13 protein-coding genes are annotated in these 12227 nt (G+C 40.3%); 2 read left to right on the plus strand and 11 right to left on the minus strand.

Features of this window, described 5'->3' with window-relative positions:
* Positions 1–2: 2 nt before the first annotated feature.
* The 10 genes from JI65_RS15645 to JI65_RS15690 form a co-directional block, all read right to left on the minus strand.
* On the minus strand, positions 3–1478 hold the full coding sequence (locus JI65_RS15645; RefSeq protein ID WP_191018097.1) for a glycogen synthase: 1476 nt from the start codon (positions 1476–1478) through the stop codon (positions 3–5).
* 18 nt (positions 1479–1496) lie between these two features.
* A complete protein-coding gene (locus JI65_RS15650) occupies positions 1497–2690 on the minus strand; it encodes a pyridoxal phosphate-dependent aminotransferase (RefSeq protein WP_191018098.1) in 1194 nt (397 codons plus the stop codon).
* A gap of 99 nt (positions 2691–2789) precedes the next feature.
* Positions 2790–3512 carry a pseudouridine synthase gene (locus tag JI65_RS15655; RefSeq protein ID WP_191018099.1) on the minus strand — a complete coding sequence of 241 codons (723 nt, stop codon included), beginning with the start codon at positions 3510–3512 and terminating at the stop codon, positions 2790–2792.
* On the minus strand, positions 3513–4487 hold the full coding sequence (locus tag JI65_RS15660) for an RluA family pseudouridine synthase (RefSeq protein ID WP_191018100.1): 975 nt from the start codon (positions 4485–4487) through the stop codon (positions 3513–3515).
* A gap of 3 nt (positions 4488–4490) precedes the next feature.
* On the minus strand, positions 4491–5012 hold the full coding sequence (locus JI65_RS15665) for a hypothetical protein (RefSeq protein ID WP_191018101.1): 522 nt from the start codon (positions 5010–5012) through the stop codon (positions 4491–4493).
* Positions 5009–5737, minus strand: coding sequence for a YggS family pyridoxal phosphate-dependent enzyme (locus tag JI65_RS15670; protein ID WP_191018102.1), 729 nt, complete (start codon positions 5735–5737; stop codon positions 5009–5011). Before JI65_RS15670 ends, JI65_RS15665 begins: the two co-directional genes overlap by 4 nt.
* An 18-nt stretch (positions 5738–5755) precedes the next feature.
* Positions 5756–6622: a 16S rRNA (adenine(1518)-N(6)/adenine(1519)-N(6))-dimethyltransferase RsmA gene (gene rsmA / locus JI65_RS15675; protein ID WP_340138455.1), complete on the minus strand. Its 867-nt coding sequence runs from the start codon at positions 6620–6622 to the stop codon at positions 5756–5758.
* 26 nt (positions 6623–6648) lie between these two features.
* Complete coding sequence (locus tag JI65_RS15680; RefSeq protein ID WP_191018103.1) at positions 6649–7965, minus strand: ComEC/Rec2 family competence protein; 1317 nt, start codon at positions 7963–7965, stop codon at positions 6649–6651.
* The gene (locus JI65_RS15685; protein WP_191018104.1) at positions 7959–9158 is read right to left on the minus strand and encodes a hypothetical protein; all 1200 of its coding nucleotides are present in this window, start codon (positions 9156–9158) and stop codon (positions 7959–7961) included. The genes JI65_RS15680 and JI65_RS15685 overlap by 7 nt, the downstream gene beginning before the upstream one ends.
* Positions 9159–9196: 38 nt before the next feature.
* The gene (locus JI65_RS15690; protein ID WP_191018105.1) at positions 9197–10408 is read right to left on the minus strand and encodes a flagellar brake protein; all 1212 of its coding nucleotides are present in this window, start codon (positions 10406–10408) and stop codon (positions 9197–9199) included.
* A gap of 62 nt (positions 10409–10470) precedes the next feature.
* Between JI65_RS15690 and JI65_RS15695 the strand changes: the two genes are divergently transcribed.
* Positions 10471–11154, plus strand: coding sequence for a CPBP family intramembrane glutamic endopeptidase (locus JI65_RS15695; protein ID WP_191018106.1), 684 nt, complete (start codon positions 10471–10473; stop codon positions 11152–11154).
* On the opposite strand, the gene JI65_RS15700 is transcribed toward JI65_RS15695, so the two are convergent.
* Positions 11137–11667 (minus strand): DUF456 domain-containing protein, encoded by a 531-nt coding sequence (locus JI65_RS15700; protein WP_191018107.1) that lies wholly within the window; start codon positions 11665–11667, stop codon positions 11137–11139. The two genes, JI65_RS15695 and JI65_RS15700, sit on opposite strands and share 18 nt — an antisense overlap.
* A 173-nt stretch (positions 11668–11840) precedes the next feature.
* Between JI65_RS15700 and JI65_RS15705 the strand changes: the two genes are divergently transcribed.
* The gene (locus JI65_RS15705; protein WP_191018108.1) at positions 11841–12086 is read left to right on the plus strand and encodes a hypothetical protein; all 246 of its coding nucleotides are present in this window, start codon (positions 11841–11843) and stop codon (positions 12084–12086) included.
* Positions 12087–12227: the final 141 nt, after the last annotated feature.

Raw genomic sequence — 12227 nt, forward strand, 5'->3', positions numbered from 1 at the left:
ATTTATCGGCAACCCCTAAAAATTGCCTCATTGTAAACATCAACATACTGCTTGCAAGAAGCTTCCCAAGTAAAATCCTGACTCATTGCGCGAGTCTGCATTTCTCTTATGTGATTCTTCTTGTTGTAGTAAGCGTAAAGCGCCCAACCAACGGTATCGTAAATTGCGCCAGGTGTCAGGCTGTCAAACATAAAGCCGGTTCCCTCGCCTGTAAGTTCATTGTAATTTTGAACAGTGTCCGCAAGCCCGCCGGTTCGTCGAACGATTGGCAGAGTTCCGTACAATTCAGAATACATCTGGTTTAATCCGCAAGGCTCATACTGCGATGGCATAAGAAAGAAATCTGAACCTGCTTCAATAAGATGACTGAGTTTTTCAGAATATCCGATTTTTGCACGAAGATTCGGGAGTTTTGCCTCAAGATTTCTAATTTCATCTTCGCACCATTTTTCGCCAGTTCCGATAATCGCAAATTGCAAGTCCATGCTTGCGCACATGCGGTAAATCGAGCCATAAGTCGGCGCAAAAACCTCTGCGATTCCTTTTTGGCTTACGAGGCGGCCTACCATTCCGATAATCGGAACGTTTGGATTTACGGGAAGACCGAATTCTTTTTGTAGTGCTTCCTTACAAATCGCCTTGCCAGCCATGTTTTTTGAATTAAAAGTTGCGGGAATCAAAGTGTCAGTTGAAGGATTCCATGTTGCAACGTCAACGCCGTTCACGATTCCACGAACAACATCGCTTCTGACGCGAAGAAGACCGTCAAGCCCGAATCCTCCTTCCATCGTCTGAATTTCATGGGCGTAGGTCGGAGAAACGGTCGTAATCATATCAGCGCAAGTAAGACCTGCCTGCAAGAAGTTTATCGCCCCGTTTCGCTCGAATCCTGCTCCGTAGTAAAGATTCCAGTCGATTCCCAAATCGCTGAACTTTTCTTTGCCGTACACGCCCTGATAGCCCAAATTATGAATCGTGTAAACGCTTGCCGTGTGCCTGAACTGCGGCTGAGAGCGGCAAACATGCTTTAAGAGTACCGGAACAAGTCCTGCTGACCAGTCATGGGCATGAACGATGTCCGGGAACCACTGGAGTTTGTTACAAATCTGGAAAGCGCCGTGCGCCAGCAAAGAGAATCGATACGGATTGTCATAAAAATCTGGCTCTGAGCGAGTTCCGTAAACGCCGTCGCGTCCATAGCACTGCTCGTGGTCAATAAAATACACTTCTACCTTCGGAAAACCTGGAAGAGGAGCTTTGTAAACTTTTGTCCACTCCTGCCCCATTCCGACAGGAACGCCAAGCGGACCTTCGAGCGGCGTGAGTTTCCTGCGGTCGATTTTATAGTATCGAGGCATAACGATTTTTACGTCATGTCCAAGCAAACTCAAATTTCCTGCAAGCGCAGAAACTGCATCAGCAAGACCTCCGGTCTTTGCAAATGGAACAACCTCTGCACTGACCATCAATATTTTCATGTCTAACTCCTTTGATGTCTAACTTCTATCATTCATAGCAGCAATAAATGCCTTTTCTGAATTTACAATCGTTTTTTCGCTTACGCAATATGCGAGTCGGAACCACCCTTTTCCGCCAAAACCCGTGCCCGGTGCCGCAAGAATCAAGTGCTTTTTTAGATGGTCACAAAATGCCGCGTCATCATCATTCCAAGAATCCGGCACTTTGCAGAATAAATAAAACGCCCCTTGCGGTCTGTAATATTTTATGCCAGCGTTATCAAGATTCTTCATAAGAAGATTCCTTCGCTTTTCGTATGAAGAATAGTCAACTTTTGCATTCCAGCTTTTTGCAACGACTTTCTGAAAGAATGCAGGTGAATTTACGCATCCTAAGATTCTGAGCGAGAAAGTGACAGCAGAAGAAAACTCGTCCGCGTCGCTGCATTTTGGATTTACCGCAACATAGCCGATTCTTTCTCCTGGCAAACTCAAATCTTTTGCGAAGGATGTAACTATGACGCTGCTTTCGTAGAATTGGAACGCGGGCGCAACTTTTTGGCCGTCGTAAGTGATTGCCCTGTATGGCTCATCACAAATCAAATACGGCGTGCGACCGGATTTTTTTGAATGCTCTTTTAAAATCTCTGAAAGTGCCTTTACATCATCCTCAGAATAAATTTTTCCTGTCGGATTGTTAGGATTATTTATTAAAACTGCAGCAGTTTTTGAACTCAATTTTGATTTTAAAAGCTCAAGATTTATCGAAAAATCGTCATTTGAAGGAATTTCAACGAGAATCCCGCCGTAATTTCTTACATAATGCCTGTATTCAGCAAAAAAAGGAGAAGGAACGAGAACTTCATCTCCCGGCGAAAGAATTGCCTTAAAAACGCAATTCAGTGCGCTTGCGGCTCCCACGGTCATAACAATATTTTTTCCAGAGACAGAAACGCCTTGCTCAAGCGAAACTTTCTTTGCCATCGACTCGCGAACCTCAGGATAACCTGCATTCGGCATGTAGCCGTGCGCGCCGTGGCTTATATCTTCGGAAACTTCTTTTATAGCCTCCAAAACCTCTTTTGGCGGGTCAAGGTCTGGATTTCCAAGACTAAAATCAAAAACATTATCCTCGCCAAATTGCTTTTTTAGCGCGATACCTTCTTCGAACATTCTTCGTATTGCAGAAGAGCCTTTGTTATTCATCAATTCTTTTATATGCGGAGCAATCATAATGACATGAATTATATCATAAAAACATGCAAAAAGAATGATAAAACAAAGCCGAAAGTTTATAAAAAAATGATTTTTTTCAATATTGCCTAAAGAAAATTAAAAATCGTTCAGTTCAAATGAAAAAGTTTTTTTTGAAAACAAATCAGGAAAACTAATTTTCTTTGCCACAAATAAAAGACGCTCGCCTTCATTAAAATTTGAATTGTAGAGCCTGTCGCCAAAAACCGGGCAGCCAAGCCAAGCCAAATGACAGCGGACTTGATGGCGATACCCGTTCGTGATTCTGCACTCAGCTTCCTCGCTGCCAATGAACTTTACGCAAGTTGTGTAAACGGTTTCCCCGCACTTTTTTAAGGCGGCCCTGCCCGACTCTTCTGTTACTGGACGGACTTGAGAATTTTTTGTGCCGAACGGTCTGAATCGGCTACGAACTATATTTTCGCCGTAAAAGTTGATTTTTGGCTGATTTTCTGGAAAACCACCAAGTTTTTTAGGATTTTCAGAATCCCGCTGAATTTTTGCAGAGTAAGTTTTTTCAAAAAGATTGTTTTTTTGACTTTCGATTATAAAATCATAGAAATCCTGGGAAGAAGCAATCAAAACAAGACCGCGGGTTTCGTTGTCGATTCTGTGGACAAGCCCGTACTCAATTTCTTTTTTGCCACGAACATTTTTTACTTCTGGAAAAATATTTAAAATGCGGGTGAGCAATGAGTCATCATCAATTTTTAATGGAGCCGACGGTAAGGACGCAGGCTTATCAACTACAATAAAAGGCTCTCTTCCTGTCGGTTCGTGAATTATTTTCAAATCATTCATTTATTTCACTTCTTTTTTGAATTTTGAATGCAAAGTTTTTAGAACTTTCTTAAAACGCACGGGAACTTTTGACTTAAAAACCGAATATTCTTTTTTTTCAGGCAATTTGATTTTTAAAAGATAGGCATGGAGCATTAGCGACGCTCCGCTAAAAATCGTGCCAGCAGTTTTTGCTCCGTAAATCGGGTCGCCGAGTATCGGGCAGCCAATAAACTTCATGTGCACTCGAATCTGGTGAGTTCGCCCGGTTTTGATTCGTAGCCGCATCAAAGAATAATTTCCGTACATGGCTATGCACTCATAAATCGTGCAGGCGTATTTGCCTTCATCAGTGCCGGTAACAGCCTTAAAACACTTGCGGTCTTTCGGGTCACGGATAATCTGGGTTTCGATTTTTCCGCCACGAGCAGGAGGACGTCCGGTGCAAATCGCAATATATTCTTTTGTGAGCCGCTTGTGGTCGCAAAACTGTGCGTGGAGCCATTCTTCCGCATCACGATTTTTTGCAGTGATGATAATTCCAGACGTGTCTTTGTCCAACCGATGAACGATTCCAGGGCGTCTCTGAGCCAACAATTCGGCTGCACTTCCTTCCTTTTGTTGAGGCAGTGCGTCCCGCCCCCAATGGTACAAAAGTGCATTCACCAACGTTCCTGTCCAGTTTCCACATGCGGGGTGAGTCACCATTCCCTGCCGTTTGTTGACCACGGTAACGTTTTCATCTTCGTAAATTATATCAAGCGGAATATTTTCTGGCACAATATCAGTCGGAATATTATCTTCCCACTGAATGTCGATTTTATCGCCAGCTTTGACTTTTGCAGAAATCTTCACTTTTTTGCCGTTCAGTAAAATCTCGGTAACGCCAGTTTTTAGTTTTGAGCGGTTCATTCCATCTGGCAGGGAGGCAATATATTTATCAAGACGCAAAGTTCCCTCAAAAGTGCGCGGCACTTCAATATTAATAAATGGCACTTTCTATCTCCCCAAAAATGTATTCTTTAAAATCATCAGGACTAATTTTTTCAAGATTTCGTTTATACTCTTCTTCCTCGCTAAGTTCAGGCGGGGGCAAATATTTTTTTCTTTCTCTCTTTCCGAAAATGAGCTTATCGTAATCACTTGCCGCTGCTCTCTGATTTTTCGTTTGTTGTAAGAGCGTTTTATAAGCGTAATTGCCAAATCCGTAAGTCCAAGCCCGACGCAAATTCCTGCAGAATAAGCAATTATTCTTTTTTGGTCGTCGGTCGAAAATGATGATGTGCTTTTGTCCAGCGGATTGTGAAATTCTCCAAGAACGGCGAGCGAATAGCCAAGAGTAGTCCAAAGCGTGACGAACGGAAAAGAGCCGAGTGTTATTATCTCGGTGCGGCGTAAATCTTTTGACCACTGCGGAAAATTTATATCATCGTAGCTCGTTGTTTCATCTTCTGAAGCAGAAAGAGAAGTTATCGAAGAGAATACAAAAACAAGCAAAACAACAAGCCAGCGTTTTTTCATGCGTCGTAATTCCTTTGACCAAAAATCGCAGTTCCTACGCGGACAATCGTGGCACCTTCCTCAATTGCAATCGGAAAATCCCCCGACATTCCCATCGAAAGCTCGTTTATGCAAAGCGAAGGAAAATCCACGCGAATTTTGTCACGAAGATTTCTGAGAGTTGAGAATGATTTTCGGATAAGTTCTTTGTCGTCCGTGTTCGGAGCCATCGTCATAAGACCTGCCGGATTTACGTGCGGAAATTCACCAGCGGCACATTTTTTAAGAACTTCGTAAAGTGACTCTGCACTTTCAAAACCCGATTTGGATTCTTCACCGGTGTGAATTTCAAAAAAAATCTGAATCGTTTTTTCGATTTTAGCACATTGTTTTTCGATTTCTTGTAAAAGCTCAAGCCTGTCAACCGATTCAATGCAGCTTGCAATCCGAACAGCCTCTTTTACTTTGTTTCGCTGAAGCTGCCCAATAATATGAAGTTCTGGCGAACGGCCTTGTTCCCGCACAAAATCAAATTTTTTCGCCGCTTCCTGAACACGGTTTTCACCGAACAAATTTTGCCCAGCATCCATTGCAAAAAGCACGCTTTCCGCTGGATGAAATTTACTAACCGCAACAAGTTTTACGGAACCGAGCGGACGATTCGAAGACTTTTCGCAGTCGAGAATCTGATTTTTAATTCGTTCAAGATTGGTTTTTACCGATTCAAATTCAAGTTGATTTTCCATTTTCACACCTTGTTTCTGTTACTTTGAAAATTCACTGAGCACATCTGAAAGCAAAAGTAATTTTTCTACCGAGAGATTTTCTGCTCTTTCTGTAGGCGCAATGCCGGCCTTCAAAAGAATTTCGTCAACTTTTTCGCCGCCGCCGGCCATCGGCAGCAGATTGTTGCGCACAGTTTTTCTCCTTGAAGAAAAAAGCTGTCTTATCATTTTCATAAAAAGCGACGGTTCTTTACAGCACGGAAATGCTTCTTTTTTAGTCATTAAAACTGCGCGAGAAGCGACATTCGGAACCGGCCAAAAATTTCCTCCGGCAAGGTCGGTTACGGTTTTTAAATCGTAAGCCCACTGACACAAAACCGAGAAAGATGAATAATTTTCGCTACCCGGCTTTGCCGCCATTCTGAGCGCAACTTCTTTTTGAATCGTAACGACAGCCTTTTCGAATCGAACGCCTTCATTTATTGTGTCCGCAATAATTGTTGCCGCAACGTTATATGGAAGATTTCCAAAAAAACGGTTCGGTACTCCCTGCTCGTCAAAATAATTTTTCCAAGTCTTTAAAACATCGCCTTCGACCAAATTGAATTTTCCCTTTTCGGAATAATCTTCAAAAAATTCCCGAACAAAACGAGCAAAACCGTGGTCAATTTCAAAGCAAGTGAGTTTTGCGCCTCTCTGCAAAATTTCATCGGTCATTGAGCCAAGGCCTGGACCGACTTCCCAAACGCTCGTGTTTTCTGAAACATCAAGAAAATCAATTATTTTTTTTCGTGCATCTTGATTTACAAGAAAATTCTGACCGAATTTTTTTTGCATCGCCATGCCGTTTTCATCAAGAAAAGTTTTTAGCGCAATTGGTGAATTATAGTCTGGGTGTTGAATCATAAAATTTCCTATGTCGGTAATCTGAATTAAAATTGTATGGCTGGAAAACCTGCAAAAAAGATTACCAATTTTTTTATCAAATCATAAACTACGTTAATAATAACACTTAAACACGGTGAAAGAAAAGGCAGTAAAAAGCAAATAAGCATTCCAAAAAGCCCCAAATAAATAAAAAGTGTGATTAAAGGAGCGACGAATACCGAAGCAATTATTCCAATCGGCATCAGTTTTGCAAAAAGACTTATTGTTACAGGTGCCGTAAAAATTTGTGCGCTCAGACTTTCAGAAAGCGATGAGGAAAGATGCGGCAAAAATGCTCTTGAAAAAATCCGTTTTACAATTCCAGAAAGAACGAGAATGCCCAAAAGTGATGAATAAGAAAGCATAAAAGCTGCCGTTTTTACATGGTCTGGAAAAACAACGCAATGAATCAAAAAACACGCAGATAGAACAAAAATTCCGTCAGGGCGGCGCATTCGTAAAAGCGAGCTAAAATACAAAATAAGTGCCGCGAGCAAAGCCCTAAAAAGCGACGGTGAAAGACCTGCAAACCAAACAAAAAATAAAATTGCCAGCACTTGAATCGCGTCCGCAATATTTCGTCGGGCAACTTTTTTTCCGAACAATAATACAAGTCCGCCAAAAAGTGAAAGGTGCATTCCTGAAAGAGCAAGAATGTGCGAAAGGCCTGCGTTCTTAAAACTGTCAGAAATCGTAGCCTCGGTGTACTCTTTTGACGAAGAAAGCAATGCCAGCAATAAACCGCCGGCTTTTCCCCACGCAAACATTATTCGCCGAAAGTTAAGTCGGCATAACGCCCTAAAACGTGCAAAACGTCCACTAAAAGAGTTTTCAAAATTCCATTCCTTTACGTTTTGCGCCAAAAAGCACAATTCACCATTTTTCATTTTTTTTGCCGAGCACTCAACACTCAAATTTGCGCCTGTTTCGATTATAAATCCTGCATTGTGCCTGGCTGCTGAATAAAGTTTTCCTGGAAAATTAGACTCAACAATCTCCTGTGGAATATAAAGCGTAACTTTCCCGTCGGCAGTAGATTTAGAACCATCCAAAGTGAAAACGTGTTTTACAGCGATTTCCGTTCGATAGGAGCCATTAAATGCAAAGCTTTTTACAGGATTTGAAATTATTTTTCCAGAAATCGTAGAAATTTCATCGGAGGAAAAGAGACAACGAAAAGTCATTTTTGTGCTGTTCACGTTGGCGGCAAACGAATAAATTACGGCTGCACAAATAATCGCCGCCACAAATACAGGACTAAAAAAATAAGTCGGAATTTTAAAACGTAAGTTTTTTAATTTTTTAAGGAATTCCCCTACCATTTTAACAGTGCAAGGGCTTTTTTAGACGCTTCAACAACATCTGTGGGATAATTCAGATAAGAAACATACAGCAGATTGTCAAAAGCAGTCTTATCGCCCAACTCTCCTAACGAAGAAATCAGAGCAAGCATAACTGGCTCCGCAGGAACGCTATTTTTTTCAGTGCTCCTGTTAAAATCTGCCAGACAATCAGACAACGCTTGTACGACTTCGGACGAAGACAATGCCGCGGTATATTTAATTACTGCTATAAATTGTGATTCAGAAAGTTTTTTCTGATCATAGTTTTGCTTTGCAAGTTTAAAATTTGCTGCAACCGAAGCGGACGCTCTGGCCCATTTATTCTCAGCAATAACTTGCAGTGCCGAAATACGCAGATTTTCAACGCTGTCAAAATCTTCTGGCAAATTCTCTGTATTGTTACTTACCTTAAAGAGAACGTTTTCGGCAATTTCTGACTGGAAATTCTTAAGAATTTTGTCAGAATTTTTTACGAGTTCAAAATATTTAGAGATATTGGAGATATTAGACCCGTAAATAATTTTTAATGTGTTTTCGATTGAATTTGACGACAAGATTAAAAGTGCATTTTCAACTTGTGGCGTAAAATCCGCCCACCGATTTTCCACGTAGGCATCAAAAATAATCGCAAGCGACTCAAAGTTTCCGATTTTTGACAAAGTTACCAACGCCGGCTCAATAATCGACTTAAAGTTTTTGTCGAGCGGACTCGCATTTTTAAGAAATGAATTTATTAGCCCGACCGCCTTTGTAAGATTATCACCATACGAATAATATTCCAAACGGCTAAGAACAGCAATTTTTACAGATTCGTCGGAAGATGAATTAAAAATCAAAAAAAGTTTGTCGGCAACCTGCTCATTTTTTTTGTCATCAGTGTACGGTGCACGTGGCAATGCCAAAACTGAAGCGACTGCAAGTTCATTTAACTCCGCATCTTCTCCTAGCGACGTAAAGGATTCAATCACAAAATTAAGTCCCATTTCGCAAAGAGATTCGCCATCTTCCGTCCCGGCAGATTTTACGGCTTCCGTCTTGTCAGAAATATTACCTTTTATGAATTTACGAATATTGGCACTTTGGTTTTGAGCAGACAAAAAATTGGAAGAAAATGCGAATATGGTTGTGCACAAAAAAAACTTAAAAATAGAATTCCGAACTTTTTCCATCATTTTTGCATCCTTTTTTCTATCTGTACTTGAGAACGCTGTTAAGATTTTTCAACAAAATTACGCAAATCTTTTTCGTAAGACCGCTCAAGTTCGGGGGCCGACAAATCATTCAAATCTTCAATTGAATTTGCCGAGAGTGCATCCTCTGTAGTTTTAACTTCGTCTCCCTCAAACAAATTCTCAATGGAAGGCTCTTGTTTTGGTGCTGTTTCATCCAAAGCCTCGTCTTCCTCAGTTTGCTCAAGTGCTTCGAGCATTTCGCGTTTTTCAGGCGGAAGAACATTGTAAACAAAACTCAAGATTTCGTTTTTCATTGACTCTTCAACATGAACGCTTTCAAAATGCAATCTCGACTGATTTGAAGCTTTATTGTACTCAACTGCACGCACAACTCCAAACATTATAATCAATTTTTCACCAATGTTGAATTGGATTTTTATTTTGATTCCTTCAGCGCCTTTTCCGCCCACGCGAATCAACGCACCGTCTTCAGAAATATCTTCCAAAAGACATTTATATCCAGGCTGCGTTTCAACAACGTTAAAATCTTCGTTTTCATCGGTAATAAAATACATTTGACCGTAAATATTGCATTCAGCCCGCACAGATTTTCGTTTTTGTGTGCGCAAAAGCTCAGTCGCCTGCATCAAATGAAGTGCAAGCTGACCGTTATAAACATCAGAATCAACTACCGTCGTGTCAAAAACATAGCCAGCATCGCCCTTTCGCCAAAGATAAACGCTAACTGGCTTTTGAACCCATTTGTCGCCCGAAAGTACAATCTGATTGTTCTGAGTCGGAAGCTTTATTATAAGATGATGACCGTTATTAAGAATTTCAGAAGCAAAAACTCCACTGCCAGGAAGCAAAACCCTAAGTTTCTGTCCCTGCTCCAAATATCTTGTAGACTCGATTCCACGGCTGTTTTCATGTTCAATATTAACTTTTGTACGATATTTGTACAATTTTGAGAGGAATTCCTGCACATGCTTCGTGTTTTCAATTCCTTCGTGGTGGACTTCGCCAACATAATTCGCAATTGCCCTGTTAAGAGCCGTTACCGAAAAATATAAGGCCATTGGCTCATCAATATCAGAAAGTTTTCCCAATTTCCACAATGTTGAAACTTCACCGAAGGTAAAACCTCTATCGAATCCAGTAAAAAAGAATTTCATTTTATCGTAATAAACAACTAAAAATCGTGCAGCGACAAAAATGCAAATTACAAGAATTATCAGACCTAAAGGCATTTTAAATATTGCGGCAATTTAGATTATGGACTTTTGCCACATCCTCCTATATTTTATTCTATATGAAAAAAATTACTTATGCCATAGAACTTTTTCTAATAATATTATTTTTTATCGTTCCGCCAATTTTCATGCAGAATCCGATAAACTCAACCATAAAAATGATTTATCCTATGCAGACTTTCGTTACAATCATTTTTGGAATTGTGCTTTACCTGCAAATCAAAGATAAGTTCATACCGTACAAAGAGATATCTTTTTTTAAAATAGCAATTGATGCTGGGAAGTCACTTTTATGCCTTGGAACACTCTTGCTCTCAGCAGCCGTGCTTGAATCCCTTTCGTTTTTGATTTTAAAAAAAACTCATCCAACAGAATTCACGTTAATTGCGCCAAAAAACTTTTTGCAGATTTTGAATTTTTTAATTGGGACGTTTGGTGCCGCATTTTATGAAGAAGTTTTGTACAGACTGTATCTTCCAGAAGAAATAAAATTCCTTGCAAAAATTAACTCACCGTTCAAAAAAAGGATTTTTGACATTTCAACAGAAATTTTATGCGTGATAATTTTTGCGCTCGGACATTTGTACTTAGGTATTTTGGGAGTCGCAAATGCAATAATCGGGGGAACTGCGTTAAGAATTTGCGTAAAAAAAACTTGCGGCATTTGGGCTGGATTTTTTGCCCACGCCGCATTTAATTTTTTGAATTTTTTGTGGATGTATTTGCTATACAACTGCAGATAAAATTTCTGGTTTTGAAGGATTAAGCAAAATTGCAACAATTAAGTAAGCAATAAAGCAAGTAACAACCAAAAGTTTAATTCCGGTTCCGAGCATAAATCCTTTGAACGCCCCAAAAGCCACTTCAAGAGCATGTTTGTTGTCCGTGTCATCGTGAATCAGCTCTCCAACGTAAGCCCCGATGAACGGGCCTGCAATTACGCCCAAAGGACCTACGAACAAACCAATAATCGTCCCGATTATAGTTCCCCGCTCTGCCGCTTTGCTTCCACCAGTTTTTTTTGTAAACATCGACGGAAAAACGTAATCGGCCACCGTAACGGCAACCATCACAACCGCAGTCACTAGGAGTGCCCAAAAAGGAATGTTAGCGAATTTTGAAAAATACGCAAGCAAAAGACCGCACCATGCAATCGGCGGGCCTGGAAGAACTGGCAAAAAAGTTCCGATTAAGCCAATCAAAAGCAAAACGAAAGCGCCAGCTAAGAACAAAAAAGAAATAATAGTCTCTGTCATGCATTCATTTTATGCCGAAAGAAAACTCTAGTCTATCAAATTTCTAGTGATTCTAAGTGCATGACTTGCCGAAAAAAGCAAAATTGTTAAAATATTTTATAATGAATTTCGCAAAATTTTTTCACACAGAATCAAAAAAAAGAAAGGCAAAGATTTTAATAAACGGGAATTTTTTGTTTGAAAAAAATTCCCCTTCCCTTACAGGCCAAAACCGCTTCGCTTATGAACTTTGCAAACGGTTAGACACGATTATCGATTTTCGCGATGACATAAGCATTTTAGTTCCTGCAAACACGACTGTTTATCCGGCTTTCAAACGAATAAAAATCATAATGTCGGACAAAGAAATCAAAAAAACAGAAAATTGGGACTGGGGTATTTTAAAAACGCGTGCAACAAATTTAACGCAGTGGCATTAAACCTGCTCGCCCGCGCACCAAAAGGTTCAAAATGCGGTTTTTCGTTGTGCACGATTTTTACGAACTTGACTACGAAGATATTTTTACAACTGCTTACTAGAAAAAAAAGACAGATTTACGACAAAAAATATCTTTGAACAT

Source organism: Treponema zioleckii (assembly GCF_014737315.1).
Lineage (GTDB): Bacteria > Spirochaetota > Spirochaetia > Treponematales > Treponemataceae > Treponema_D > Treponema_D zioleckii.